This is a genomic window from Rhodococcus sp. 320_ES, assembly GCF_059691855.1.
In genome coordinates this window covers 226088-250417 of sequence record NZ_JCAWAG010000001.1, presented here as the reverse complement: position 1 = coordinate 250417, position 24330 = coordinate 226088, and the positions used below count along the sequence as shown (strand labels likewise).

The following is a 24330-nucleotide window of genomic DNA, read 5'->3' as shown; positions in this document are numbered from 1 at the left end:
TGTCCGATCGTCCTGCAGACTGGACGGCATGTCGGCCGGCAATCCCTCGATATGGCAGAGAAGCGACGCGTTGGGAGAGGCGCTGCACGCCCTTCGCATGCAGGGAGCGTTCTACATTCGCAGCACGCTGACGGACCCGTGGGGACTCGAGATCCCCGAGATGACGGACTGCCTCTGGTTTCACATGCCGGTGGCCGGTGACTGCTGGCTCGAATTGGACGGTCACGACCCGCTGCGGCTCGGCACCGGCGACTGCGTCCTCGTTCCCCACGGTCGCGGCCACACCCTGGTCGCCTCGCCGGGTCAGCGGGCGGTGTCGATGTACGAGCCGGAGGCGGAGTGGGTCAGCGATCGCTACATCGTGATCGAACACGGCGGCGGCGGCGCGTCGACCACATTGGTCTGCGGCGCAGTCAAATTCGAGCATCCTTCGGCGCAGGGCCTGCTGGAGCTCCTCCCCGCCGTCGTCCACGTCGCATCGGAGACGGGTAGGACGAGCCTCGGCGCCACTGTGGACCTGCTGACGACGGAGGCCGCGGACAGACGACCGGGAGGCGAGGCCGTCATCACCCGCCTCGCGGACATCCTCGTGATCCAGATGATTCGCGCCTGGATGGACGACGACCCAGCCGGACAGACGGGATGGCTGGGTGCGTTGCGCGACAAGCACATCGGCCGTGCTGTCGTCGCCATCCACCGACAACCGGAGCGGGACTGGACGGTCGAATCACTCGCGCAGCACGTGTCGATGTCGCGCTCCGCGTTCGCGGCGCGATTCACCGAGGTGGTGGGCGAGCCGGCCGTCGCCTATCTGACGCGGTACCGAATGAGTCTGGCGGCAACGGAACTCACCGAATCAGGAACGGTGGTGTCCGAGCTCGCTCATCGCCTCGGTTACCGGTCGGAAGCGTCGTTCTCGCGCGCGTTCAAGCGCACGACGGGAGTGTCGCCGGGGTCGGTCCGCCGGGCGGGGAAGCGCTAACGCAGCGCGGCCCCCGTGGCCTCACGAACCTCGTCTTCGGAGATCCCGGGCGCCGTTTCGACCAGGGTGAGACCGTCGGCAGTGACGTCGATGACGGCCATGTCGGTGATGATGCGTTGCACGCAGCCCATGCCGGTGAGGGGAAGTGTGCACTCGGGCAGGATCTTCGGCTCGCCCTTGCGCGAGACATGCTCCATCATGACGATGACACGCTTGGCTCCGTGGACGAGGTCCATGGCTCCGCCCATGCCCTTGACCATGTGGCCGGGAACCATCCAGTTGGCGAGGTCGCCGCGCTCGCTGACCTGCATTCCGCCGAGGACCGCGACGTCGACCTGACCGCCGCGGATCATGCCGAACGACTGCGACGAATCGAAGAACGACGCTCCGGGGAGGACCGTGATGGTCTCCTTGCCCGCGTTGATCAGTTCGGGATCCAACTCGTCCTCGGTCGGGTAGGGCCCGACGCCGAGAACGCCGTTCTCCGAGTGCAATACGACCGTGATGTCGTTCGGGATGAAGTTGGGAACCAGGGTCGGCATGCCGATTCCGAGGTTCACGTACTGTCCGTCGCCGAGTTCCTGCGCGACGCGCGCGGCCATCTGGTCGCGGGTCAATTTCGCCGTGGTCATGCTCGCACCGTCCGTTGTTCGATTCCGACTTCCACCGGTCCGACGTGCACCACTCGCTGCACGTGGATGCCCGGGGTGTGCACGTTCTCCGGATCGAGTTCACCCGGTTCGACGAGGTGTTCGACCTGCGCGATGGTGATGCGCCCGGCCGCCGCGGCGGGTGGGTTGAAGTTGCGAGAACTCTTGCGGTACACCAGGTTCCCGAACCGATCACCTTTCCAGGCGTGCACCAGGGCGTAGTCGGCGACGATGCCACGCTCGAGTACGTAGGTCACGCCGTCGAACTCGCGCGTCTCCTTCGGAGGGCTTTCGATCGCGATGCCGCCGGACCCGTCGTATCGGAGCGGGAGTCCGCCGTCGGCCACCTGGGTGCCGACGCCGGCGGGGGTGAAGAAGGCGGGGATGCCCGCGCCACCGGCGCGGAGGCGTTCGGCGAGTGTGCCCTGTGGGGTGAGTTCGACTTCGAGTTCACCGCCGAGGTACTGCCGCGCGAACTCCTTGTTCGCCCCGACGTAGGAGGACACGGTGCGGCGAATGCGTCCTCGCTCGAGCAGTATGCCGAGGCCGAAACCGTCTGTGCCGCAGTTGTTGCTTATCGTCTCGAGCTCGGTTGCTCCCTGTTGGAGCAGCGCGTCGATCAGAATTTCCGGCACTCCCACCAGTCCGAATCCACCGACCGCGAGCGACGATCCGTCGGGGATATCGGCCACAGCTGCGGCTGCCGATTCCATCACCTTGTCCATCATGCGGACCACCCTACCGAACACTGTGCGTAATGTGAACACTAATCCGTATGTCGAACATTTCGCCCTCGAAACCTTGTCGGCCACGACGCGAACGCCTACTCTGTTCGCATAGCGTCTATGAGTACACATAGCGAACAGGGACCACGAATGCTGCACTTGCCACCCACGCTCGACACCTACCGCGATCAGACCGGCACCAACGCGCCCCGCGATTTCGCGGACTACCGCACCACCGCACTGCGCCATCCGTCCCAGCCGCTCACGCTTCTCCCCCAGCGGCTCACCGAAGTCACCGGACCGGTTCTCGGTGAGGGCCGAGTTCGGAAGGGCGACGCGGACCTCACCCACGCGAACGGCGGTGAGGCTCAGGGGCAACGCATCATCGTGCACGGCCGCGTCCTCGACAGCGACGGCAAGCCGATTCCTCACACCCTGATCGAGGTGTGGCAAGCAAACGCAGGCGGTCGATACCGGCACGCAGGCGACAACTGGCCGGCGCCGCTCGACCCGCACTTCAACGGCGTGGGCCGCGTCCTCACCGACAACCTGGGCAACTACCGCTTCACGACGGTCAAGCCCGGCGCCTATCCGTGGGGTAATCACCACAATGCGTGGCGCCCGGCCCACATCCACTTCTCGCTGTTCGGCCAAGCGTTCACGCAACGCCTGGTCACCCAGATGTACTTCCCCGACGACCCGATGTTCTTCCAGGACCCCATCTACAACTCGGTGCCCGACGGTGCCCGCCAGCGCATGGTCAGTGTCTTCGATTACTCCGCAACCGAGGACAACTGGGCCCTCGGGTTCCGTTTCGACATCGTTCTACGCGGACGCAATGCCACCCCGTTCGAGAGCGACGACCACGATGACTGACACCTTCGCCCCCCGCTACCCGGTCGTTCCCGGTGACTTCACGACGGTCCCGTTCGGGCAGACGCCCTCCCAGACGGTCGGCCCCTACCTGCACATCGGACTGCCATGGGACGACGGCATCGACGTGGTACCAGCCGGAACGCCCGGCGCGATCGACGTGTCCGTCACCCTCGTCGACGGCGCCGGCACCGCAATCGCCGACGGCATGGTCGAGACCTGGCAAGCCGACGCCGAGGGCCGGTTCGACCAGCCCGCGGATCCCCGCGGTCCGGTCCCGTTGTCGCCGAACGGCTTCCGCGGCTTCGGCCGGGCGATCTGCGACGCGTCCGGAACGGCCACCGTGCGCACCGTCAAGCCGGGGTCCCTTCCGGCCGAGGACGGCGTCGTCGAGGCCCCGCACATCGACGTCGGTGTCTTCGCACGCGGGATCGTCGAACGCCTGGTCACGCGGATCTACTTCCCCGACGAAACCGAGTCCAACGGGGCCGATCCGGTGCTGAACAGTCTGCGCGAGAAAGACCGCGCCAAGCTGATCGCCTCCGAGGTCGAGGGCGGCTACCACCTTCGTATCGTCGTGCAGGACACCGATCCCGACGGTGACGAGACACCGTTCTTCGAGCTGTGATGTCTACCGGATCGCATTCGACCGGCCTCCGGCCTACCCGATGACCACACGCGGGCCACTCTTCGATCCGACCTTCGGCGCGACGGACCTGGCGTACGAGCTGTCCGACCAAGCCTGGGTCTCCGCCCTTCTCGGTGTCGAAGCGGCGCTGAGCGTCGGCGCGGCCGAGGTCGGACTGATCAGTGCCTCCGACGCAGAGTCCGTGGCCGCTGCCGCGAGTGCACTCTCCCGCGACGGCCGCATCGATATCGGCGAACTCGGAACTGCTGCCGTGGCCGGCGGAAACCCCGTCATACCGCTGGTGAAGATACTGCGCAGCGAGGTCGCTCCACGTGGGGTGCCCGCCGCCTCGGTCCATCCCGGTGCGACGAGCCAGGACGTGATGGACACGGCCCTGGTCCTCATGCTTCGCCGTACGGGCGACGCGATCCTGGGTTACGCGACGTCGTCGGTGCAGGACGCACTGGACCTGGCGCGCGAACATCGGCGGACCCCGATGGCGGCCAGAACGCTGGGGCAGCAAGCACTCCCGACCACCTTCGGCGCCGTGGCGGCCGGCTGGGCGATGGGCCTGCACCGAGCGGCTCGCGACCTGCGGCGGGCACTCGACGGCTTGACCGTTCAATTCGGCGGCGCAGCAGGCACATTGGCAGCCGTGCATCCGCACGGTCTCGACATGGCCGACGCGGTGGCCCGTCACCTCGGACTCCCGCAACAGATCGCGCCCTGGCACACCGACCGCACACCCCTCGCCGCCGTGGCAACGGCGCTCGGGGTTCTGGCCGGTGCCGTCGCCAAGCCGGCCACGGACGTCGTGCTGATGTCGTCCACCGAGCTCACCGAAGTAGCCGAACACACCCCCGGTGGCTCGTCCGCCATGCCGCACAAACAGAATCCGGTCGCCGCCATCACCGCTCGCGCAGCCGCGCAGCGTGTTCCAGGCCTGGTGTCCACGGTTCTCGCCTCGATGGCCCACGAGCAGCAGCGCGCAGCCGGGCCGTGGCATGCGGAGTGGGAGACCCTCACCGACCTCGCTCGCCTCGCCGGCGGGTCTGCGGCCAGACTGGCGGACTGCCTCGGCGGACTGCGCGTCGACCGCGAGTCCATGGCGCGCAACCTCGACGTCACTCACGGACTGTTGCTGGCCGAGCGCGTCACCACCGCGTTGTCGGAGCACACCGACGACGCACGCGCCATCGTCACCGAAGCGTGCACCCTCGATGTGCCTCTGTACGAGAACAGTTCGATCACCGAGTTCATCCCCGCGGATCGGGTGCGGACGTTGCTCGATCCCGCGGACTACCTCGGGCACGCTGCCGACATCGTCGACCGCATCCTCGCCTCCATCACCGGATCGGAGTCCTCATGACCGTCGACCTCTCCTTCGATTTCACCCCGGCGCAGACGGACAGCGCACCCACCGTGGTGCTGCTCGGATCCCTCGGATCGGACCGATCGATGTGGGATCCACAGGTCGGCCCGCTCTCGCGCGCCGCCAACGTGCTCGCGGTCGACCTGCGTGGTCATGGCCGGTCGCCCGCACCGGTGGGTCCCTACACCATCGCCGATCTCGGATCCGACGTCGTCGCACTGCTCGATTCTCGGCAGCTCGATCGCGTGCACGTCGTCGGACTGTCGATGGGCGGTGCCGTCGGGCAGTGGCTCGCGATACATCACCCGGACCGTGTCGACACGCTGACATTGCTGTGCACCGCAGCCAAGTTCGGCGAATCGTCGGCGTGGACCGACCGGGCCGCCGCGGTGCGGGCGAACGGAATCGACTCGATTGCCTCGGCCGTCGTCGACCGCTGGTTCACCCCCGAGTTGGCCGCCCGCGAGCCTGACCTCGTCTCTCGCTACCGTGCGATGATCGCCGCCACCGACGACGAGGGTTACGCCGCGTGCTGTGATGCGCTGTCCGGCTGGGACTCCCGTGCGGACCTCGCTCGTATCAGCGCGCCCACCGTGGTGGTGGCCGGCGAGATGGATCCCTCCACTCCCCCGGACACTCTCGCCGTCATCGCCGACGGCGTTGCCGGTGCGCAATTCCAGGTTCTTTCTCCGGCAGCCCATCTCGCGAACATCGAGCAGGCCGGAGCAATCACGCAGCTGATTCTGGGGCAGATCGACAACTCCGCGCATGCCCGCGGGATGGCGGTGCGGCGCAGCGTTCTCGGCGACGCTCACGTCGACAGAAGCGTTGCCGGCACCACCGATTTCACCGCCCCCTTCCAGGATTTCATCACTCGGACCGCGTGGGGTGACATCTGGAGCCGGCCCGGTCTCGATCATGCGACGCGGCGGCTGCTGACACTCGCGATCCTGACGGCGGTCGGCAACGAGCACGAGCTCGACATGCACGTTCGAGCGGCTCTGCGCGCCGGGATGGACCCGGCGTTGCTGCAGGAAGTGTTCCTGCACACCGCCGTCTACGCCGGAGTTCCCAACAGCAACAGAGCATTCGCCCTTGGCAAGGCCGCACTCGAGGAGATGCCGTGACCGAACCGGACGTACAGGGTCCCTCCTCGGACTACGTGCAGTCGCTCGCACGCGGCCTGTCCGTCATTCGGGCGTTCGACGCCACGCATTCACGCCGCACTCTCTCCGACGTCGCCCGCGCCACCGACCTCACGCGGGCCACCGCCCGCCGGTTCCTGCTGACTCTCGTCGAGCTCGGGTACGTGCGCACGGACGGCTCGAGCTTCTGGCTCACCCCGCGCGTTCTCGAACTCGGCTACTCGTACCTGTCCAGCCTGTCGCTGCCCGAGATCGCGGGGCCGCACCTCGAGGCGTTGGCCGAGAAGGTGCGCGAATCGGCGTCGGTGTCCATTCTCGACGGCGACGACGTGGTGTACGTGGCGCGAGTCCCGGTGAGCCGCATCATGACCGTGTCGATCACCATCGGCACCCGATTTCCCGCCTACGCGACCTCCATGGGTCGCGTTCTGCTCGCCGGACTCTCGCCCACCGAGTTCGAGGCCTATCTCGGCCGAGTTCGGTTGTCGGACTTGACCCCGCACACCGTGAACAGCACCGACACGCTTCGCACGGCCGTCGACGAGGCTCGCGCACAGGGCTTCGCCATCGTCGATCAGGAACTCGAGGCAGGGCTCCGATCACTTGCCGCCCCGATTCACGACGCCACGGGAGCCGTTGTGGCAGCGGCCAACATCTCCACCCAAGCGGCCCGTTACTCGATCGACGCGATCCACGAGACGCTCGTGCCCGCAATTCTTCTCACCACACACGCCATCGACACCGACCTCGCCCGTGTCGGGGCCTCGACCCAAGGAAAGTCCTATGCCTGACGCCGTCATCTGTGAAGCACTTCGCACTCCGGTCGGCCGCTTCGGCGGTCAGTTCCGCGACATCGCACCCGAGGCGCTCGCCGCCGCGGTCATCACCGAGATCATGTCGCGGACCGGGTTGTCCGGATCCGACATCGACGACGTCATCCTCGGGCAGGCATCCCCCGGCGGCGAAGCTCCGGCGATCGGCCGCATCGCCGCACTCGACGCCGGACTGGGCGTCGACGTTCCGGGCCAGCAGGTGGATCGTCGCTGCGGTTCCGGCCTGCAGGCCGTCATCAACGCGTGCCTACAGGTGCAATCCGGAGGAAGCGACCTCGTCCTCGCGGGTGGAGCCGAGTCCATGAGTACGGCCGAGTTCTACGCAACCGGCATGCGCTGGGGCGTCAAGGGTGAGGCCGTCGCACTGTCCGACCGTCTTGCCCGCGCGCGAGTCACGGCCGGCGGCAAGAACTTTGCGGTTCCCGGCGGCATGATCGAGACTGCCGAAAACCTGCGGGAGGAGTTCTCCATCAGCCGCGCGGACCAGGACGAACTGGCGGTCTCCTCGCACCGGAAAGCCGTTGCGGCGCAGAAGAACGGCGTCTTCGCCGAGGAGATCGTCGGCGTGTCCGTCCCGCAGCGAAAGTCCGATCCACTGATCATCGACACGGACGAACACCCCCGCGCGGACACCGACGTCGAGTCGCTGGGCAAGCTCCGCGCCATCCGCGCCAAGATCGACCCGAACTCGACCGTCACGGCGGGCAACGCCAGCGGGCAGAACGACGGCGCGGCGCTGTGCATCGTGACCACCCCGGACAAGGCCGCCGCACTGGGGCTTCGCCCGCTGGCTCGCCTGGCGTCGTGGGCCGTGGCGGGCGTTCCGCCGCGCACCATGGGCATCGGACCGGTGCCCGCAAGCGAGAAAGCGCTCGGACGCCTGGGGCTGACGCTCGACGACATGGGCGTCATCGAATTGAACGAGGCTTTCGCAGCGCAGACGTTGGCCGTGCTCCGCACCTGGGGCGTCGAGCCCGACGACGAGCGACTCAATCCCCATGGTTCCGGCATCTCGCTGGGCCATCCGGTCGGTGCGACCGGTGCCCGCATTCTCGCCACTCTGCTGCGCGAGATGAGCAGGCGAGAAAGCCGCTACGGCCTCGAGACCATGTGCATCGGCGGCGGCCAGGGTTTGGCCGCGGTGTTCGAGCGCATTGCCTGAACTCCTCTACCGCCCCACACTCGAGCAACCCGGCGCAGCGGGCACACCGGCAATGCGCTGGTCCAACCAGGACAGCGCGACCGGAAGCCCGGTGATCGCGACGATCAGATGCTCGCCGAACGACTCCTCGAGGCGCACCGACGCGCCGCGCGAGCACCACTTGTCGTAGACCGCCTCCGCCCCTTCCTTGGGCACCCACTTCTCCTGCTGACCGTGGTAGATGAAGACCGGTGCGGTCGGAGTTCCGGCGTCGCCCATCCGGTTCTCGCGTGCCACCGACCGGGCGGTGTCGGATTCCAGTGCGCCGGGATACGCCTCGAGAGTTTCGAGACGAATCGGCGCGATCGCTCCCAGATACGAGACGTCGTCGATGCACGCGTTGCGGGCCGCGCCGGCCAGACGGAACCAGTCGTCGTTGTACAGCGACAACAGCTCCGGGTACTCACGGGCCACGCCCATTCCCGCCAGCAGGAACACCGCCACGGCTTCGTTTCCGGTCATCGATTGCCGCAGAAGCGCCGGGTCGGCCGGCGTGCCACCGAATGCTGCCCCCACGATGTTCAGCTCGGGCGCGTAGTCGGGTGCGAGCTGCACCGCCCATCCGCTGGCGATCGCACCTCCGGAGTATCCGGTCATGCCGAGGGGCGAGGTCGCGTCGAGACCGATCCCCGGTGCGCGTGTGGCTCCTCGCAGACCGTCGAGGACGGCGTAACCCGCCATGGGTCCGGCCGCATAGGCATTACGAGGACCTTCGTGATCGGTGACGACCGCCGCGTATCCGCGGCTGAGGACCTGTTCGATCTGAGGGAGGTCCGAGCTGGTGCCTCGCGGAAGAGTCCACGACGGCTGGCACTGGGCTCCCAGCGAGTTGATCGGGATGTTCCACGCCACCGCCGGTCGGGAGCCGGGGCCCCTCCACGGGGCGTTCGGGACGATGACGGTGGTGACGATCGCGACCGGACGCCCCTTGGCGTCGGTGGAGCGAACCAACAGCTGTGTCGTGGTGCTCGGGGTGAGAGGCGGCTTCACCGGCGCGATGCGTCGACGCAACACGGTGCCCGGCGTGGTCGTCTCGAAACCGGGATCCGGCGACACCCACCGGTCGGGCGACGGATCGGCCGCCAACGCCGCGGCCGTTCGCGGCGGGAGCGGCAAGAAGTCGAACGGACCCGCGGCGGCGGTGGGCGGTGCGGCCGTCGCGATCCCCATGGTGATCAGCAGCGCCCCCAGGACGCCGCCGAGCCTTCGCCTACCGCAACTGCTTCGCATGATCGTCCGTTCGGAGTCGGTGCACATGCCCCCACCGACAGTGCGTGGCCCTCAGATTATGGACATAACCGGCAACGAGTCGCCGATTCCAGTGAGTCGCCCTTGCGCCACTATCGAGCGCACCGATTTTCGGGAACATCCCAGCCCGGGTGACCCATCCCGATGACACGGCCCGGGCAAAGACAACCGTGTTTGACATTTTATGACAAGTAAGGTTGTCTTTTCTCATGGCCGAAGCACCTCGCTCCAACAGAGTGCGTGAGTACCGGAAGCCGACGAAATTGACGCAAGCCGAGCTGAGCCAGGCGGTGGGCGTGAGCAGACAGAGCATCGTCTCCGTCGAACGCGGCGATTACGCCCCCAGCGTCTACCTCGCCCTACGGCTCGCGCACGCACTGGACACCACGGTCGAAACCCTGTTTCCACTGAACGAGGAGTGAAAGATCATGAGCGCGTTCGTATCTGCAATGCGATTCGTCGGGGACCTGGACAACGAGTTCTATCGCGACGAGCATCAGCGCGACGTGTGGAACGAAGCGTCCGCCATCGGGTTTCAGCTGTGCCTGTGGGCAGCGGCCATCGCGATGGCAGTTCTCCCCTGGGTAGGCGGAATCACCGGAGCGTATGTCGCAGTCGGTCTCTTCCTGACTTCGGCAGCCGTATCGCTTGCGACGCTGGCGTATTCGAAGAGTCGCCGCGTCGACGTGCAGGCGCGGACCAAGCCTTTTCAACCGCGCGGGATCGTGATCGCCGTCCTCTACGTCGTCGCGGCGGTGGGGTACTTCGTGCAGCTCTACGGCTCGTCGGATTCACCGATCGGGCTCGACCCGTCCACTGCCGTCGGCGCGGTGTTCGGCGCCGTGGTCGGTGGGGGCGCAGCAGCCTTCGCCCTCCGGCGGTCCCGCAAGAAGCAAGCGGCCCTCGACGCCGTCGACGAGGACCTCTGAGCTCACCGCCGATCCACGTGCCCCAGATCGCGCTCCGGCGCCACCTGGTCCCGCACGAGTTGCTTCAACACCGTGATCTCGGGAAAACCGCTGCGTTCCTTGCGGTCCCACACGAGCTGATCGTCCACCAGCACCCGAAAGATCCCGCCCGTGCCCGGTATCAGGGCCACTTCGTCGAGTTCCTGACCGAAGGTCGACAGCAGTTCTTGAGCCATCCACCCCGCACGCAGGAGCCAGTTGCACTGCGTGCAGTACTCGATCGAAACCCGGCCGGTCATGTCGGCAACGCTAGCGCAGCTGGGCGGCCAGGCGCACCGCGGAGTTGGTCTCGCCGTAGCCCGCATACTCGCCGACCCGTTGCACCACTTCGAAGAACAGATCGTCGCCCACAGTCGGGGTGAAGAAGTGGAAGAACTCCCCGCCCGACCCGTCGGCGTCGTAGAGGATTCCCAGCCGTTGCAACGTGGCGAGCAGATCGGTGGGCAGGTCGAAGCGAGCGGCGAGATCGTCGTAGTAGTTCGGCGAAATCTCCAAGGGTACGAATCCGCGCGCGACCATCGATTCGGCCGCGGCGATCGCGTCGTGTGTTCCGAACGCGACGTGGCTGACGCCGCCGCGGCGCGCAGCCGGAAGCGGATCGGTGTCCGAGACTCGACCTGGAATCATGTTGAGCGACAACCTGATCACCGCAGTCTCGGTTGTCAGAGTCAAGGCTTGACTTCGGACCAGACCGACCGCGTCGACGACGTCCTGACCCTCGTGAGGGGTCATTCCGAGCGCCGACCGCAGCAGCAACATGACGCCGTCCCAGCTGTCGGCGGGCACCGCGAGCGCGATATGGTCTACGTCGACGAGAAACGGCGACGACACCGGCGCCGTGGTACGCGGCACCAAATCAAAAGCCTCGAGCCAAGATTGGACACTGTTCCGGCTGCGCAGGTCCAGGGACGTGGCGTCGGTGACCGACATCCGCACGACCTCGGTGAGGTCGGTTTCGGCACCCGGCATCCCGACCGCCCTGGCCGGAACCCCGAGGGCCCCGGCACGGGTGAGCCACTCCCCCGGGTCGTCGGACCGCACACCGATCTGCGCGATGGCCGGAAGATGAGCCGGAACTCCCGGCGCCGTCCACAACGTGTCCACCGAGGTGTCGACGGCCACGGCCAGCGGCCCGTGCGAGAACAGTTGCAGACCGTGCGTGCTGTGCGCGGCGGTCATGTCGAACCCGAGATGTCCCAGCGTCCAGGCGAGTTCGGGTGCACGCACCGGTCCGGACGCCAGCCGAATAGACACGATGTTCTCGATCGACCCGGCAGCGGGTGGCTCGAACAGTTGGTCCGTGGCGTGCGGATAGCGGCCGACCTGCTCCTGCAGATAGAGCAGCGAGCGATGCGCATCGGCCGCAGTCCGTCCCGTCGCCGACTGGCGGAACACGTCGTTGAATATCTCCAGCGACCACGGCCCGGCATATCCGGAAGCCAGGACGTGCGCACCGAAGGCACCGAGATCGAAGTTGCCCTGGCCGGGGAAGCACCGGTGATGCCGACTCCACTGCAATACGTCCATCACCAGGTGCGGTGCGTCCGCGAGCTGGAGGAAGAAGATCTTGTCGCCGTCGATGTCGCGGATACCCGACGGATCGTCACCACGCGAGAGAATGTGAAAACTGTCGAGACATGTTCCGAGCGCAGGATGGTCGACGTCGGCCACGATCTTCCAGGCGTGCCGATAGGTGTTGACGTGAGCTCCCCACGCGAGCGCTTCGTAGGCGAGGCGAATGCCGCGCTCGTGCGCGCCTTCGGCCATCGCATGCAGCTGCTCGGCGAGCACACCGTCGTCGCGCACCGCGGTGGGCAAAGGCGAGGAACACACCAGAAGAAGGTCGCACCCGAGTTCCTCCATGACGTCGAACTTGCGGTCCGCGCGAACGAGGTTGCGCGCGAACGTGTCCGGGTTGGTGGAGTCGAGGTCTCGGAAGGGCTGATACAGATCGATCGTCAGGCCGAGATCTGCTGCGCGAGCGGCGATCTCCTTCGGCGTCTGCGCGGAGCTGACCAGATCGGGTTCGAACACTTCGAATCCGTCGAAGCCGGCCTCCGCGATGGCCGTCATCTTGGTCTCGAGCGAGCCGCTCAAGGAGACCGTGGCGACGGACGTCCGGATGCTCATACGGTCAACACGGCTTCTTCGCGTCCGAGCAGCTCCCGCATGTGGTCGGTCATCCGCTCGGCGTCGGCCGCGCGCCCGGTGAAGATGTCGAACGCGGCGACGGCCTGGAACACCGTCATTCCCGTACCGCTCAGCACCGGTGCACCCAACGACCGAGCGGTCGCGAGCAGTTCGGTCTCCGCCGGCCGATAGACGACGTCGGCAACCCAGAGGTCCGGACGCAGAACCTCTGCCGCGACAGCCATCCCCGGGTGCGCAGCCATGCCCATCGGAGTGGCGTTGATCAAACCGTCGGCGCCCCCGATCAGCGCGGCTGCGTCGGCGGGCGCCGCGGCGTCGACGGCCTGCGACGGGAACAGTCGAGACATGCTCTCGCTCAGGGTATTTGCGCGTGCGAGATCGGAGTCGACGACCGTGTAGCGGCGCGCGCCGCGACTGAGAACTGCGTAGGCGACGGCTGCTCCCGCACCGCCGGCTCCCAGTTGGACGACGTGATCGAGACGCGCTGCGGGAAGTCCGCGGTCGAGGTTGCGACCGAAGCCGGTCCAGTCGGTGTTGTATCCGGTGGCGCGGCCGTCGTCGAAAAGCACGGTGTTGACGGCGCCGAGTCGCGCGGCGTCCGGCGAGAGGTCGTCGAGCAACTCGATGACGCGCTGCTTGCAGGGGTGCGTGATGTTCAGGCCGCGGAAGCCGAGATCGCGTGCGGTGGAGACGAGTCGCGGGAGGTCGTCGACCGACAGACCGAGAACGTCGAGATCGATGATCTTGTAGGCGTAGGCAAGTTCGTGATGCTGCCCTTCGCGCTCGTGCATCGGGGGGGTCAGCGAGAAACTGATTCCGGTCCCGATCAACCCGCACACGATCGATTCCGTCATGGTCGACTCCTGCTCTTATGTACTAATTGGTGAATTAGCTCACGACAGTACGCCCTCTGTGCCGACTTGCACAGAGAAGCCGCGGTTAGAGTTGACCCCCATGACGTCCGACGCCGCCGCGGCCCCACCGAAACGGCGCCGAAACAGTGACCTGACCAAGCACGACATCCTCGAAGTGGCCACGTCCGAGTTCGCAGACAAGGGCTACGCGGGTGCGCGTGTGGACGAGATCGCGCGGCAGACCCACACCACGAAACGGATGATCTACTACTACTTCGTGGACAAGGAAGGTCTGTACAAGGCCGTTCTCGAGCGTTCCTACCTGACCATCCGCGCGCTCGAAGCCAGCGTCGACATCGAGGGACTCTCCCCCATCGACGCGATCCGCGAGATCGCCGGCGTGACGTTCGATCATCACGAGCGCCATCCCGACTTCATCAGGCTCGTGGCAACCGAGAACATTCTGCGCGGCGAGCACATCAGGACGTCCGACGTTCTCGGCCGACTCGGCAACCCGGCAGCCGAACTGCTCGGCGTCATTCTCGCGCGTGGACAGGACAGCGGCGTCTTCCGCACCGACGTCGACGCCCTGGACGTGCACATGGTGATCAGCAGCTACTGCTTCTTCCGGCTGTCCAACCGCTACACCTTCGACGCGCTGTTCGGCCGCGACCTCACGGATCCGTCCACACGGGAGCACCTGCGACGGATGCTCGAAGACCTCGTGATCGCGTTTCTGACCGATCTCTAGGTTTTATGAACTATTTGGTTAATACTGTTGATCGCGTAGGTGAGCTGAGTTACATTCGTCTCATCCGGAGAGCGAACTCACGTTCGTCATACGAACACCATCCCTTTCAGCAGGAGTAACCATGACCAACAGCACCCTCGACACGGGAGCGACCACGTCGCCTCCTGCGGATACACGCAAGGTGAAGCGGGCCGCCGTCGCAAGTTTTCTCGGCAGCATGCTCGAGTACTACGACTTCTACATCTATGCCTCCGCCGCCGCCCTGGTCTTCGGCAAGGTGTTCTTCCCGTCGTCGAACGCCGCCGCCGGTACGCTCCTGTCCCTGGCCACGTTCGGCGTCGCCTACGTCGCCCGCCCGTTCGGCGCCGTCATCCTCGGCCACTTCGGTGACCGTGTCGGGCGCAAGAAGGTCATGCTGGTCACCCTCGTCATGATGGGTGCTTCCACCTTCCTCATCGGCTGCCTTCCCTCCCACGCCGCGATCGGCGTCGGGGCACCCATCCTTCTCGTCGTTCTCCGTGTGGTGCAGGGCATTTCGGCAGCCGGAGAACAGAGCGGCGCGAACTCGTTGACGCTCGAGCACGCACCGGAAGGCCGCCGCGCGTTCTTCACCAGCTGGACTCTGACCGGTACGCAGGCCGGCTTCATCCTCGCCACCCTGGTCTTCCTGACCGTCGCCAACCTGCCTGAAGATCAGCTGCTCAGCTGGGGCTGGCGCGTTCCGTTCTGGTTCAGCTTCGTCGTCGTGGTTCTCGCCTACGTGATCCGTCGCAAGCTCGACGAGCCCGAGGTGTTCCAGGAGGAGCAAGAAGCCGACAACACCGCCAAGTTCCCCGTCGTCGAACTGTTCCGGTCGCACACCTCCGACGTGGTTCGCGTCATCGCCTGCGCCCTGATCGCCGTGTGCGGCACCGTGTTCTCCGTCTTCGGCCTGGCGTTCGCCACCAGCTCCGAGGTGGGTGTGTCCCGCACTACCATGCTCCTCGTCGCCGTCACCGCCAACGTCGTCGCACTCGTCATGCAGCCCACCCTCGCCATCGTCGCCGACCGCGTCGGACGCAAGCCCGTCTTCATCACCGGCGTACTCGGTTGTGCCGTCATGATTTTCGTGTACTTCAATGCCATCATGACCGGCAACATCCCGCTCATCTTCGTCGGCGCGATTGTGCTCACCGGCATCTGCTACAGCGCTCCGAACGCCATCTGGCCGTCCTTCTACGCCGAGATGTTCAACACCAAGGTCCGCTTCTCCGGCATCGCCATCGGTACCCAGATCGGCTTCGCCCTCGCCGGCTTCGCACCGACCATCGCGTGGACCCTCATCGGCGACAGCCGCACCAACTGGCTGCCGGTCGCGATCCTCGTCGCAGCCTGCTGCGCCATCTCTGCCGTCTCCGCCTTCACCGCACGCGAGACGTACCGGGTGCCGCTCAAGCAGCTCGGTCGGGCGATGTAGTCGTTGCCCGCCCCACCCATGCGGACCCAATGTGACGTTGGGTCCGCATAGTGGACCGAATGTGTCATCGGGTCGGTCGCTGACTACTGTCGCTCCCGACCCAATGTGACGTTGGGTCCGCATAGTGGACCGAATGTGTCATCGGGTCGGTCGGGGGCGCGTTGCACCGCCCACCACATCGGGGTAAGCCGGAGGAATGGATCGGGACGAACTACGCGAGCGCTACCGCCACCTGGTCATGACCGAGCTCCCGGCGCTCGGCGAGGCGGGCCGCTGGGTCGTCGTCAAGAACCACTGCTTCGGGCGGATCCTTCTCGATCACGCGGTCGGCGGGTGTTGGTACGACGTCCTCGACCGGCGGCGGTCCCCGGCGTTCGACCAGCTTGACGACGCGCAACTGGCGTCCGCAGTCGGTATGGGTGAAGACATTGTGCGCGAGGGTGATCCGCTGTTGCGCCGCCTGAACAAGCAGAGTCTGGTGTGGCGCGGGAAGGCCGCATCCTGACGGACCCGATGTCACATTGGGTCCACTGTCCGTACCCAACGTGACATTGGGTCCACAAGAACACGCAAGCACGAAAAAGCCCCGCTCACACCGTGAGCGGGGCTTTTTCGAGCGATTACTACGCAGACTTGTCGCGACGCTCCGGCCGCTCCGGCTTACGCGGGACGATGGTCGGCAGAACGTTGTCGATGACGGTCTCGGCGGTCACGACCACCTTGGCGACGTCGTCGCGGCTGGGGATGTCGTACATCACGGGAAGAAGTACTTCTTCCATGATGGCGCGCAGTCCACGAGCGCCGGTGCCGCGGTGGATGGCCTGATCGGCGATCGCATCGAGTGCCTCGGGGGTGAACTCGAGCTCCACGCCGTCCATGTCGAACAGGCGTGTGTACTGCTTCACCAGCGCGTTCTTCGGCTGCGACAGGATGGTGACGAGGGAGTCCTTGTCCAGGTTGGTCACCGAGGCGACGACCGGGAGACGGCCGATGAACTCGGGGATCAGACCGAACTTGATCAGGTCCTCGGGCATGACCTCGGCGAAGTGGTCCTGGGTGTCGATCTCGGCCTTGGTGCGCACCTCGGCACCGAAACCCAAGCCGCGCTTGCCGATTCGATCGGACACGATGCGCTCGAGTCCGGCGAAGGCGCCCGCGACAATGAACAGAACGTTGGTGGTGTCGATCTGAATGAATTCCTGGTGGGGGTGCTTACGACCGCCCTGCGGGGGAACGCTGGCCTGCGTTCCTTCCAGAATCTTCAGCAGTGCCTGCTGCACACCTTCACCGGACACGTCGCGCGTGATCGACGGGTTCTCGCTCTTGCGGGCGATCTTGTCGACCTCGTCGATGTAGATGATGCCGGTCTCGGCGCGCTTGACGTCGTAGTCGGCGGCCTGGATCAGCTTCAGCAAGATGTTCTCGACGTCCTCGCCGACGTAGCCGGCTTCGGTGAGCGCCGTGGCGTCGGCGATGGCGAAGGGGACGTTGAGCATCTTCGCCAATGTCTGAGCGAGGTAGGTCTTGCCACACCCCGTCGGACCGAGCATCAGGATGTTGGACTTGGCCAGCTCGACGGTCTCGCCGCGTGAATCGCGCGCCTTGTCACCGGCCTGGATGCGCTTGTAGTGGTTGTAGACGGCCACCGCGAGCGTGCGCTTGGCCGTGTCCTGACCGATGACGTAGTTCTCGAGGAAGTCGCGGATCTCGGACGGCTTGGGCAGCTCGTCCAGCTTGACCTCGCTGGACTCGGCCAGCTCTTCCTCGATGATCTCGTTGCAAAGATCGATGCACTCGTCGCAGATGTACACACCTGGCCCAGCAATGAGCTTCTTGACCTGCTTCTGACTCTTTCCACAGAAAGAGCATTTGAGCAGATCGCCACCGTCGCCGATGCGTGCCATGTGTCGGCTCCTACTTCCTCGTCAGGGCTGGACAGCCATCGCGGGCCTCGAAACCACGCGCAGCGACTGTTCCATCCTGTGACCGTACCCGCACTCGGCGAACATGGTCGACTTCTTACTGCCGATTCGTCATCGGAAACGACAGCGATTGTGTGCGCCCCACAGCATGGCTGCCGGTCGCCGATGACACGCGGAGGAGGGACTCCTCCGCGTGTCGCGGTGTTATTTCTGTGCCGAGAGTTTGCGGTACTCGAACACGGTGTCGATGATCCCGTAGTCCTTGGCTTCGGCTGCCGTCAGAATCTTGTCGCGGTCGGTGTCCTTGCGGACGACCTCGGGATCCTTGTTCGTGTGGCGACCGAGGGTGGTCTCCATGAGCCGACGCATGCGCTCGATCTCGGCGGCCTGGATCTCGAGGTCGGACACCTGACCCTGAACACCACCGGTGGACGGCTGGTGAATGAGCACCCGGGCGTTCGGCAGTGCTGCACGCTTGCCCGGCGTACCGGCGGCGAGCAACACGGCAGCAGCGGACGCGGCCTGGCCGAGGCAGACGGTGGCAACGTCGGCGCGCACGTACTGCATGGTGTCGTAGATCGCCATCAGCGAGGTGAATGATCCACCCGGCGAGTTGATGTACATGGTGATGTCGCGGTCGGGATCGAGACCCTCGAGCACGAGCAGCTGCGCCATGATGTCGTTCGCGGAGGCGTCGTCCACCTGCACGCCGAGGAAGATGATGCGCTCCTCGAAGAGCTTGTTGTAGGGGTTCGATTCCTTGACGCCGTAGCTCGAGTGCTCGACGAAGGACGGCAGGATGTACCGCGACGACGGCATCTGGCTGGGGTCGAAGAGATTTGTCATCTGTTCTCCAAAAGTTGGGGCTGGATCGACGCTTGCGTCAGCCGGATCGATCAGTTGCCGGATTCGCCGATGCCGCCGGCCTGGGTGGCGCGTGCGACGACGTGGTCGACCATTCCGTATTCGAGTGCCTGCTGAGCCGTGAACCAGCGGTCACGATCGGAGTCCTCGGTGACCTGCTCGAAGCTCTGGCCCGTGTGATGGGCGATGAGCTCGGCCATCTCGCGCTTGGTCAGTGCGAACTGCTCGGCCATGATCGCGATGTCGGCCGCGCTGCCACCGATTCCGGCGGACGGCTGATGCATCATGATGCGTGCGTGCGGGAGTGCGTACCGCTTGCCCTTGGTACCGGCGGTGAGCAGGAACTGCCCCATGGACGCGGCGAGGCCCATGGCGTAGGTGGCAACGTCGCACTCCGCGAAGGTCATCGTGTCGTAGATGGCCATACCGGCCGACACCGAACCTCCGGGTGAGTTGATGTACAGCTCGATGTCGCGAGTGGGGTCCTCGGCCGACAGCAACAGAATCTGCGCGCACAGCTTGTTCGCGATGTCGTCGTCGACCTGAGTGCCGAGGAAGATGATGCGCTCGCGCAGAAGGCGTTCGTAGACGGAGTCACTGAGGTTGAGACCCGCGGTGGCCGACGTCATCACGGGGCTTACTGCCGGGTTCGCGTTGGTCGCCGGGTTCGAGTTGATCACGGTACCTGCCTTCTCCATACGGATGTACTTGCTGTCCTCGACACTAACGAAGGACGGCGGCCCCGGAGTCCCGGAACCGCCGTCGTTCGCTGTGAGCGTTACTTCTCTTGTTCGCCCTCGGACGAATCCGCAGGCGAGGCCTCGTCGTCGGACGAATCGCCGAAGAGCTCCTTGGTGTCCACGGGGGCGCCGGAGGTGTCGGTCACCGTCACCTGATCGACGATAGCGGCGAGCGCCTTGCTGCGACGGATGTCGGCGAACAGTGCGGGCAGCTGGTTCGCCTGCTGCACCTGCTGGATGAACTGCTCGGGCGCGATGCCGTACCGCTGCGCCTGGAAGATGATGTTCTGCGTCAGCTCTTCCTGGCCCACCTGGGTGGACTCGGCGTCGGCGATCGAGTCGAGGAGCAGCTGCGTCTTGACGGACTTCTCGGCGCTCTCACGCGAGTCGGCGTCGAACTTCTCGCGCGAGCTTCCGTCCGCTTCGAGCTGCTTGTTCAGTGCCTCTTCGTCGTGATCGAGACCGTGGATCGCGTCGTGCAGGTGCGAGTCGACCTCGGCCTGGACGAAGGCCTCCGGCACGGCGACCTCGACGGTGTCGAGGAGAGCCTCGAGAACCTTGTCGCGGATCTGACCGGCCTGCTCGACCTTCTTGACCCGGCCGACGCGCTCGCGCAGATCGGCGAGCAGCTCGTCGATCGTGTCGAATTCACTTGCCAGCTGGGCGAAATCGTCGTCGGCCTCGGGAAGCTCGCGCTCCTTGATGCTCTTGACGGTCACCACCACGACGGCTTCCTGGCCGGCGTGCTCACCGGCGAGCAGGGTGGTCGGGAACTCCTTGGACTCGCCGACGTTCAGGCCGACGATGGCCTCGTCGAGTCCGTCGATGAGCTGACCGGATCCGACCTCGTGGGACAGACCCTCGGTCGACGCCTCCGGGACGTCCTGACCGTCGACGGTCGCGCTGAGGTCGATGGACACGAAGTCGCCGTTCTGGGCCGCGCGATCGACACCGGTGAGGGTGCCGAAACGCTGACGCAGCGAGAGCAGCTGCTCGTCGACGGCCTCGTCGGTGATCTCGACCGGGTCGACGGTCACGCTCAGCGTCGAGTAGTCGGGAAGCGCGATCTCGGGCCGCACGTCGACCTCGGCGGTGAAGGTGATCTCTTCGCCGTCCTCGATCTTGGTGATCTCGATCTCCGGCTGGCCGAGCGGCTTGAGCTCGGTGGAGTTCAGCGCGTCGTTGTACTTGGCCGGAAGGGCGTCGTTGACGACCTGGTTCAGGACGTTGACTCGTCCGACACGGGCCTCGAGCAACTTGGCCGGAGCCTTGCCCGGCCGGAACCCCGGCAGACGGATCTGCTGTGCGAGGGTCTTGTACGCGGCGTCGAAATCAGGCTTGAGCTCCTCGAAGGGCACCTCAACATTGATACGGACTCGCGTCGGGCTCAGCTGCTCGACGGTGCTCTTCACGCCTTTTGCTCCTTCATTGCTTTTCGGAATCGGTGACTCGTTGACGTTCTGTCGGGATGACAGGATTCGAACCTGCGACCCTCCGCTCCCAAAGCGGATGCGCTACCAAGCTGCGCCACATCCCGTTCACCTGCCGCGTCGATCCTACGGTGGGTCGATTTCGGTTTTCAAAGCGGGATTGGGTACAGTCACTCAACGCAGACGACGTGGCCGGCGATCCCGGTTTCGTCGTGTGCATGCGGGCGTAGCTCAATGGTAGAGCCTTAGTCTTCCAAACTAATTACGCGGGTTCGATTCCCGTCGCCCGCTCCACCGCCTCACACGAGGTTTCGAGCGAATTGCCGCGGTCGCCTCGACCGTCAGTTCCCACCCCGGTTGCTGTTCCCGGGGCCACCGTTGTTTCCAGAGCCACTGTTGTTTCCAGGGCCACTGTTTCCGTTTCCCTGTCCGCTGTTGTTCCCCGGACCGCTGTTGTTGTTTCCGGGGCCACTGTTGCCGTTGCCCTTCGCGGGCGGCACGGCAGCGGGTGCAGGACCAGCGGCCGGCGCGGGCACCATCGCGGGCGCGGGTTCGGCAGTAGTCGAGGGTGCGGCAGACGGCGCGACGGGCACCGCCGTGACGCTCGTCGTCGTCACCGCCGCCTGTTCGGGTGCGGGCGTCGGTTCCACCACGGACGTCGTCGGCAGGACCACGCTGTCGGTCACGTCCTGCGGTCGCGTCAGCAGGTACGCCCCCACCACTGTCAATCCCACCAGCGCGAGCAGTCCCGCCAGCGCCATCGGCCGACGCGACGCTCCAGCCGCGACCGGCAGAATCATCGTCGCAGGTGTGTCGAGATGCTCCAACCTGCGCGCCACCTCGGCCGCAGCGGGGCGATCGGCGGGGTTGCGCGCCGTCATGTCCGCCATGAGAGCCGACCAGGCCGGGCCCATGGTGGTCGGCACCTCGGGGTCGTGGTGCAGTCGAGCAACCGCGGCCGCAACCGCGTCGCCGCCGAAAACCATTCGACCGCTTTGACATTCGATCAGAACCAGTGCGAGCGAGTAGATGTCGGAGGCGGGCGTGACCGGATGCCCGAGAGCTTGCTCGGGGCTGATGTAGTGCGCGGTTCCCACCGTCGCACCGTGCGCGGTGAGGCGAGCACTGTCGAGAAAACGGGCGATACCGAAGTCGGCGAGCTTCGTCGAGTACTCCCCCACCGAACTCCGTGGGGTTCCGAGAAGGATGTTGCCCGGCTTGATGTCGCGATGCACGATGCCCAGGGAATGGACGTAGGCGAGCGTCTCGGACAACTCCTTCGCGTACCGGATCACCTCGTCCGGCTCGAACGGTCGGCCGACCGAGCGAATGGTCGGCCCGTCGACCAATTCCATCACCAGAAACGGCGTGTCGCCGAATTCGGCGTCGAACAGAGTCACCAATCCGGGATGGTTGAGCGCGGCCAGCGTGCGCATTTCTGCGTCGATGCGCTGCGGGGTGTCGTCGCCGGAGAATCGGAACATCTTGACCGCGACGGAACGACCGAGGAGTAGGTCTTCGCCTCGGTAGACGTCGGCCACCCCGCCGCGGCCGACGAGGTCACCCAGCCGGTATCTGTTACCCAACACAACCGGATCCATTACGCCATTATGACCACGAACCACTCTATGGCTACGAAATGGCGTCGCTCGGTGAAGGCCTGCGCACAGTACGCTGACCCGACATCGGCTAGTGCGGGGGCGCTCGAGAAAGGTGAGAACGTGCTCGACCAGTCGGCGGGGCAGGCATGGGTGTCGTCGCTGCGCCTTCGTGCGCTGTATCAGCCCGTCGTCGATCTGCGGACCGGCGACGTCGTCGGCTTCGAGGCGCTCGCGCGGGGACCGGAAGGCTCGTCGATGGAGACGCCGGGGGCGTTGTTCGCGGCGGCGGCACAGCGACACGCCGTGTCGGAACTCGATTGGGCGTGCCGAATCGGCGCCATGCGCGGCGCGCTCGACGCAGGCCTCCCGACGTCGATGCAGCTGTTCCTCAACATGGAACCGTCCGCCATGGACGCTGCCGTGCCGTCGGATGCCCTCGACGCCTCCGCCGGCTTGTCCATCACCGTCGAGATCACCGAACGCGGCCTGCTCGCCGACCCCGCCGGACTTCTCCGGGCGGTGGCTCACGCCCGCGGACTCGGATGGCGCATCGCGGTGGACGACGTCGGTGCGGACACCGCCAGCCTGGCGCTGCTTCCGTTCCTGCGGCCCGACGTCATCAAGCTCGACCTGCGCTTGGTTCAGGAGCAGGCGGACGCGGACTCTGCCATGACCGTGCTGGCCGTGGCGGCCGAGTCGGACCGAACCGGTGCGGTGATCCTCGCCGAGGGCATCGAGACCGAAGCGCACGCCGACGCAGCGCGTGAAATGGGTGCGACGCTCGGGCAGGGTTGGCTCTTCGGACGACCCGGGCCACTGCGGCCCTACCCGACGACCGACACGGCCCCGACCGTTCCCGTCTCGGCCAAGCCCACGTCGGTCACCGCGCGCGTTCCCGCTGCGGTGACTCCGTTCGGGACCGCCGCGGCCACGCGAGCCGTCCGGCGCGGTTCGGCGTACGTGGTGTCGGCCATCGTCGAGCAGCTTCGCGGCACCGCACTGGCCGCGGCGCCCACCACCGTCTGCCTGACGACAATGCCCGACATGGTGCGCACCGCCCACGGCTCGGACGCTGCACTGGCCCAGCACTGCGCACTCTTCGCGGCGTTCGGCGTGACGCCGGTGGACACGTCGGTGCGCCACGTGGCGCTACATCCCGACGATCCGCTGGCGAAAGAGTGGTCGTTCGTCGTGGTCAACCCACACTTCGCCGCGGCGGTCACGGCAATGCAGGATCCGGACGGGCAGTTCGCCTTCTGCCTCACCTACGACCGGACCACCGTCGTCGCGATGGCGTCGCTGTTGCTGTTCCGCCTTCACCGAACCTCGACGCTGTAGCTCCAGATCACCGTCGCGATCAGGTCGTACGCCAACTCGGACACGTTCGTCGCGTCGGGCTCGACCATCTGCTGCGCCATCGCGCCGTCGTAGACCGCCAGCAGAGCCCGCCCCATGGTGTCGGGATCGTCGGGGAGGCCGCGGCCGAACAGTGCGAGTGCGTCTGCGACGAGCGGCATCAGTGCATCACGCATCGCCCGCCTGTGCGTCGAGACCATCTGCGCCACAGTCGGATTCCGGGCCGCGTGCGCGTTGAACTCCGCAGTGAGAATCTGCCAGGACGGATCGAGCAGAAGCGTCGGAAGCCCTGCTGCCAGCACGTCCGACAGCGACGAGTGCTCCTCGCTCAATGTCCCGATCGCGGATCGAACCCGATCGACCAGCGCCGAGGATTGTCGGCGCCACAATTCGACGAAGACCTCGTCCATCGATTCGAAGTTCGAGTAGAACGCCCCGCGCGTGAAACCTGCGCGCTCACAGATCTGTTCGAGTGTCGCTCGCCCGAAGCCGCGCTCGACGAACACCTCCATGGCGCCGTCGAGCAGGCGTTCACGGGTGGCGGCCCGTCGTCGTGACATCTGGCGTTGATCCGGCATGT

At 66.0% G+C, this 24330-nt stretch carries 25 protein-coding genes and 2 tRNA genes; 14 read left to right on the top strand and 13 right to left on the bottom strand.

Annotated elements, in window-relative coordinates; all coding sequences use genetic code 11:
• Window positions 1-28 precede the first annotated feature (28 nt).
• Window positions 29-982 (top strand): AraC family transcriptional regulator, encoded by a 954-nt coding sequence (locus AC59JP_RS01255; protein WP_497323810.1) that lies wholly within the window; start codon window positions 29-31, stop codon window positions 980-982.
• Here AC59JP_RS01255 and AC59JP_RS01250 read toward each other — a convergent pair.
• Window positions 979-1614 carry a CoA transferase subunit B gene (locus tag AC59JP_RS01250; protein ID WP_497323809.1) on the bottom strand — a complete coding sequence of 212 codons (636 nt, stop codon included), beginning with the start codon at window positions 1612-1614 and terminating at the stop codon, window positions 979-981. The genes AC59JP_RS01255 and AC59JP_RS01250 overlap by 4 nt on opposite strands.
• On the bottom strand, window positions 1611-2357 hold the full coding sequence (locus AC59JP_RS01245) for a CoA transferase subunit A (protein ID WP_497324829.1): 747 nt from the start codon (window positions 2355-2357) through the stop codon (window positions 1611-1613). Before AC59JP_RS01245 ends, AC59JP_RS01250 begins: the two co-directional genes overlap by 4 nt.
• A gap of 150 nt (window positions 2358-2507) precedes the next feature.
• On the opposite strand from AC59JP_RS01245, the gene pcaH reads away from it, so the two are divergent.
• From pcaH to AC59JP_RS01215, 6 genes are read left to right on the top strand one after another with little or no spacing between them, the layout of a single operon-like run.
• Window positions 2508-3233 (top strand): protocatechuate 3,4-dioxygenase subunit beta, encoded by a 726-nt coding sequence (gene pcaH, locus AC59JP_RS01240; RefSeq protein WP_497323808.1) that lies wholly within the window; start codon window positions 2508-2510, stop codon window positions 3231-3233.
• A complete protein-coding gene (gene pcaG, locus AC59JP_RS01235) occupies window positions 3226-3858 on the top strand; it encodes a protocatechuate 3,4-dioxygenase subunit alpha (protein WP_497323807.1) in 633 nt (210 codons plus the stop codon). Before pcaH ends, pcaG begins: the two co-directional genes overlap by 8 nt.
• A gap of 40 nt (window positions 3859-3898) precedes the next feature.
• Window positions 3899-5227, top strand: a complete 1329-nt coding sequence (locus tag AC59JP_RS01230; RefSeq protein ID WP_497323806.1) for a lyase family protein — start codon at window positions 3899-3901, stop codon at window positions 5225-5227.
• Window positions 5224-6357, top strand: a complete 1134-nt coding sequence (gene pcaDC / locus AC59JP_RS01225; RefSeq protein ID WP_497323805.1) for a bifunctional 3-oxoadipate enol-lactonase/4-carboxymuconolactone decarboxylase PcaDC — start codon at window positions 5224-5226, stop codon at window positions 6355-6357. The genes AC59JP_RS01230 and pcaDC overlap by 4 nt, the downstream gene beginning before the upstream one ends.
• Complete coding sequence (locus tag AC59JP_RS01220; RefSeq protein ID WP_497323804.1) at window positions 6354-7166, top strand: IclR family transcriptional regulator domain-containing protein; 813 nt, start codon at window positions 6354-6356, stop codon at window positions 7164-7166. The genes pcaDC and AC59JP_RS01220 overlap by 4 nt, the downstream gene beginning before the upstream one ends.
• Window positions 7159-8370 (top strand): acetyl-CoA C-acetyltransferase, encoded by a 1212-nt coding sequence (locus AC59JP_RS01215; RefSeq protein WP_497323803.1) that lies wholly within the window; start codon window positions 7159-7161, stop codon window positions 8368-8370. The genes AC59JP_RS01220 and AC59JP_RS01215 overlap by 8 nt, the downstream gene beginning before the upstream one ends.
• A 6-nt stretch (window positions 8371-8376) precedes the next feature.
• Here AC59JP_RS01215 and AC59JP_RS01210 read toward each other — a convergent pair whose 3' ends face one another.
• Window positions 8377-9639, bottom strand: coding sequence for a lipase family protein (locus AC59JP_RS01210; RefSeq protein ID WP_497323802.1), 1263 nt, complete (start codon window positions 9637-9639; stop codon window positions 8377-8379).
• Window positions 9640-9866: 227 nt separating this feature from the next.
• On the opposite strand from AC59JP_RS01210, the gene AC59JP_RS01205 reads away from it, so the two are divergent.
• Complete coding sequence (locus tag AC59JP_RS01205; protein ID WP_497323801.1) at window positions 9867-10079, top strand: helix-turn-helix transcriptional regulator; 213 nt, start codon at window positions 9867-9869, stop codon at window positions 10077-10079.
• 6 nt (window positions 10080-10085) lie between these two features.
• Window positions 10086-10586, top strand: a complete 501-nt coding sequence (locus AC59JP_RS01200) for a DUF2029 domain-containing protein (protein WP_497323800.1) — start codon at window positions 10086-10088, stop codon at window positions 10584-10586.
• Between the two features lie 2 nt (window positions 10587-10588).
• On the opposite strand, the gene AC59JP_RS01195 is transcribed toward AC59JP_RS01200, so the two are convergent.
• From AC59JP_RS01195 to AC59JP_RS01185, 3 genes are read right to left on the bottom strand one after another with little or no spacing between them, the layout of a single operon-like run.
• Window positions 10589-10864: an Rdx family protein gene (locus AC59JP_RS01195; RefSeq protein WP_497323799.1), complete on the bottom strand. Its 276-nt coding sequence runs from the start codon at window positions 10862-10864 to the stop codon at window positions 10589-10591.
• 10 nt (window positions 10865-10874) lie between these two features.
• Window positions 10875-12755: a sugar phosphate isomerase/epimerase and 4-hydroxyphenylpyruvate domain-containing protein gene (locus AC59JP_RS01190; RefSeq protein WP_497323798.1), complete on the bottom strand. Its 1881-nt coding sequence runs from the start codon at window positions 12753-12755 to the stop codon at window positions 10875-10877.
• The gene (locus tag AC59JP_RS01185; RefSeq protein WP_497323797.1) at window positions 12752-13630 is read right to left on the bottom strand and encodes a shikimate dehydrogenase; all 879 of its coding nucleotides are present in this window, start codon (window positions 13628-13630) and stop codon (window positions 12752-12754) included. The genes AC59JP_RS01190 and AC59JP_RS01185 overlap by 4 nt, the downstream gene beginning before the upstream one ends.
• 100 nt (window positions 13631-13730) lie before the next feature.
• Between AC59JP_RS01185 and AC59JP_RS01180 the strand changes: the two genes are divergently transcribed.
• The 3 genes from AC59JP_RS01180 (at window position 13731) to AC59JP_RS01170 (ending at window position 16342) form a co-directional block, all read left to right on the top strand.
• Complete coding sequence (locus AC59JP_RS01180) at window positions 13731-14381, top strand: TetR/AcrR family transcriptional regulator (RefSeq protein ID WP_497323796.1); 651 nt, start codon at window positions 13731-13733, stop codon at window positions 14379-14381.
• A gap of 121 nt (window positions 14382-14502) precedes the next feature.
• The gene (locus AC59JP_RS01175) at window positions 14503-15837 is read left to right on the top strand and encodes an MFS transporter (protein ID WP_497323795.1); all 1335 of its coding nucleotides are present in this window, start codon (window positions 14503-14505) and stop codon (window positions 15835-15837) included.
• Between the two features lie 196 nt (window positions 15838-16033).
• Window positions 16034-16342, top strand: a complete 309-nt coding sequence (locus AC59JP_RS01170) for a hypothetical protein (protein WP_497323794.1) — start codon at window positions 16034-16036, stop codon at window positions 16340-16342.
• A gap of 118 nt (window positions 16343-16460) precedes the next feature.
• On the opposite strand, the gene clpX is transcribed toward AC59JP_RS01170, so the two are convergent.
• The 5 genes from clpX to AC59JP_RS01145 form a co-directional block, all read right to left on the bottom strand.
• Entirely contained in the window at window positions 16461-17741 is a 1281-nt protein-coding gene (clpX, locus tag AC59JP_RS01165) for an ATP-dependent Clp protease ATP-binding subunit ClpX (protein ID WP_497323793.1), read from the bottom strand.
• A gap of 222 nt (window positions 17742-17963) precedes the next feature.
• Window positions 17964-18605, bottom strand: a complete 642-nt coding sequence (locus AC59JP_RS01160) for an ATP-dependent Clp protease proteolytic subunit (RefSeq protein WP_497323792.1) — start codon at window positions 18603-18605, stop codon at window positions 17964-17966.
• A gap of 50 nt (window positions 18606-18655) precedes the next feature.
• A complete protein-coding gene (locus AC59JP_RS01155) occupies window positions 18656-19321 on the bottom strand; it encodes an ATP-dependent Clp protease proteolytic subunit (RefSeq protein ID WP_497323791.1) in 666 nt (221 codons plus the stop codon).
• Window positions 19322-19401: 80 nt separating this feature from the next.
• Window positions 19402-20775 (bottom strand): trigger factor, encoded by a 1374-nt coding sequence (gene tig, locus AC59JP_RS01150; protein ID WP_497323790.1) that lies wholly within the window; start codon window positions 20773-20775, stop codon window positions 19402-19404.
• A 51-nt stretch (window positions 20776-20826) separates the two neighbouring features.
• Window positions 20827-20900: transfer RNA gene (locus tag AC59JP_RS01145), tRNA-Pro, on the bottom strand.
• A 113-nt stretch (window positions 20901-21013) separates the two neighbouring features.
• Here AC59JP_RS01145 and AC59JP_RS01140 point away from each other — a divergent pair.
• Window positions 21014-21087 (top strand) — tRNA-Gly (locus AC59JP_RS01140).
• Window positions 21088-21134: 47 nt separating this feature from the next.
• Here the strand turns inward: AC59JP_RS01140 and AC59JP_RS01135 are convergent.
• A complete protein-coding gene (locus AC59JP_RS01135; RefSeq protein ID WP_497323789.1) occupies window positions 21135-22394 on the bottom strand; it encodes a serine/threonine-protein kinase in 1260 nt (419 codons plus the stop codon).
• Between the two features lie 120 nt (window positions 22395-22514).
• Here AC59JP_RS01135 and AC59JP_RS01130 point away from each other — a divergent pair, with 120 nt between their 5' ends.
• Window positions 22515-23732, top strand: a complete 1218-nt coding sequence (locus AC59JP_RS01130) for a sensor domain-containing phosphodiesterase (protein WP_497323788.1) — start codon at window positions 22515-22517, stop codon at window positions 23730-23732.
• Here AC59JP_RS01130 and AC59JP_RS01125 read toward each other — a convergent pair.
• Window positions 23711-24328 (bottom strand): TetR/AcrR family transcriptional regulator, encoded by a 618-nt coding sequence (locus AC59JP_RS01125; RefSeq protein ID WP_497323787.1) that lies wholly within the window; start codon window positions 24326-24328, stop codon window positions 23711-23713. The genes AC59JP_RS01130 and AC59JP_RS01125 overlap by 22 nt on opposite strands.
• Window positions 24329-24330 lie beyond the last annotated feature (2 nt).

Bases quoted from the DNA above. Each gene is read 5' to 3' on its own strand.
- AC59JP_RS01255 (WP_497323810.1), top strand. From the start codon at position 29: ATGTCGGCCGGCAATCCCTCGATATGGCAGAGAAGCGACGCGTTGGGA.
- AC59JP_RS01250 (WP_497323809.1), bottom strand. From the start codon at position 1,614: ATGACCACGGCGAAATTGACCCGCGACCAGATGGCCGCGCGCGTCGCG.
- AC59JP_RS01245 (WP_497324829.1), bottom strand. From the start codon at position 2,357: ATGGACAAGGTGATGGAATCGGCAGCCGCAGCTGTGGCCGATATCCCC.
- pcaH (WP_497323808.1), top strand. From the start codon at position 2,508: ATGCTGCACTTGCCACCCACGCTCGACACCTACCGCGATCAGACCGGC.
- pcaG (WP_497323807.1), top strand. From the start codon at position 3,226: ATGACTGACACCTTCGCCCCCCGCTACCCGGTCGTTCCCGGTGACTTC.
- AC59JP_RS01230 (WP_497323806.1), top strand. From the start codon at position 3,899: ATGACCACACGCGGGCCACTCTTCGATCCGACCTTCGGCGCGACGGAC.
- pcaDC (WP_497323805.1), top strand. From the start codon at position 5,224: ATGACCGTCGACCTCTCCTTCGATTTCACCCCGGCGCAGACGGACAGC.
- AC59JP_RS01215 (WP_497323803.1), top strand. From the start codon at position 7,159: ATGCCTGACGCCGTCATCTGTGAAGCACTTCGCACTCCGGTCGGCCGC.
- AC59JP_RS01210 (WP_497323802.1), bottom strand. From the start codon at position 9,639: ATGCGAAGCAGTTGCGGTAGGCGAAGGCTCGGCGGCGTCCTGGGGGCG.
- AC59JP_RS01205 (WP_497323801.1), top strand. From the start codon at position 9,867: ATGGCCGAAGCACCTCGCTCCAACAGAGTGCGTGAGTACCGGAAGCCG.
- AC59JP_RS01200 (WP_497323800.1), top strand. From the start codon at position 10,086: ATGAGCGCGTTCGTATCTGCAATGCGATTCGTCGGGGACCTGGACAAC.
- AC59JP_RS01195 (WP_497323799.1), bottom strand. From the start codon at position 10,864: ATGACCGGCCGGGTTTCGATCGAGTACTGCACGCAGTGCAACTGGCTC.
- AC59JP_RS01190 (WP_497323798.1), bottom strand. From the start codon at position 12,755: ATGAGCATCCGGACGTCCGTCGCCACGGTCTCCTTGAGCGGCTCGCTC.
- AC59JP_RS01185 (WP_497323797.1), bottom strand. From the start codon at position 13,630: ATGACGGAATCGATCGTGTGCGGGTTGATCGGGACCGGAATCAGTTTC.
- AC59JP_RS01180 (WP_497323796.1), top strand. From the start codon at position 13,731: ATGACGTCCGACGCCGCCGCGGCCCCACCGAAACGGCGCCGAAACAGT.
- AC59JP_RS01175 (WP_497323795.1), top strand. From the start codon at position 14,503: ATGACCAACAGCACCCTCGACACGGGAGCGACCACGTCGCCTCCTGCG.
- AC59JP_RS01170 (WP_497323794.1), top strand. From the start codon at position 16,034: ATGGATCGGGACGAACTACGCGAGCGCTACCGCCACCTGGTCATGACC.
- clpX (WP_497323793.1), bottom strand. From the start codon at position 17,741: ATGGCACGCATCGGCGACGGTGGCGATCTGCTCAAATGCTCTTTCTGT.
- AC59JP_RS01160 (WP_497323792.1), bottom strand. From the start codon at position 18,605: ATGACAAATCTCTTCGACCCCAGCCAGATGCCGTCGTCGCGGTACATC.
- AC59JP_RS01155 (WP_497323791.1), bottom strand. From the start codon at position 19,321: ATGGAGAAGGCAGGTACCGTGATCAACTCGAACCCGGCGACCAACGCG.
- AC59JP_RS01135 (WP_497323789.1), bottom strand. From the start codon at position 22,394: ATGGATCCGGTTGTGTTGGGTAACAGATACCGGCTGGGTGACCTCGTC.
- AC59JP_RS01125 (WP_497323787.1), bottom strand. From the start codon at position 24,328: ATGCCGGATCAACGCCAGATGTCACGACGACGGGCCGCCACCCGTGAA.